Origin of the sequence: Desulfobulbus alkaliphilus, from assembly GCF_016918545.1 — a bacterium.
Lineage (GTDB): Bacteria > Desulfobacterota > Desulfobulbia > Desulfobulbales > Desulfobulbaceae > Desulfobulbus > Desulfobulbus alkaliphilus.
This window is the reverse complement of record NZ_JAFFQC010000382.1, coordinates 1-402: the sequence shown is the minus strand read 5'-3', so window position 1 is coordinate 402 and position 402 is coordinate 1. Positions and strand designations below refer to the sequence as shown.

Genomic DNA, 402 nt, shown 5'->3' with positions numbered 1-402 from the left:
GGATATGCCGCATCCGGTCCACATTCTTCAGCAGCCAGCCGTCCTCCTCGAAGAAGCCGGCGTTGGTGAAGAACCAGTTCTCGATCCGCGCGAAGGCGACGGCGAAGTCGGGCTCGGCGAACTTGTCAGGCCGGGCGTTGGGGCCCTCGACGCTGACGGTCTCGCCCTCCCAGCTGGACCAGGCGACGGCGCAGCGTTCGCGCTCGGCGACGTCATCGCCGATCAGCCGCTTGTAATAGGCGGCCATCAGGTCGCCGCGCTCGGCCTCGGGGATGGGGGCGATGAAGCGCTCCCAGGCGTCGGGGAAGATCATCGAGGCGCCGTCCTGATAGAACCAGTGCAACTCCTTCTTTGTCAGCAGGAAGATGCCGCGCAGCAGCAGCGCGATGACCCGCTCAGGAT

General features: G+C 65.9%; 1 pseudogene. It reads right to left on the bottom strand.

The annotated features are described in order from the left end of the window. Nucleotides 1-402, bottom strand: a pseudogene (locus JWG43_RS21105) (prolyl aminopeptidase); the annotation flags it as partial.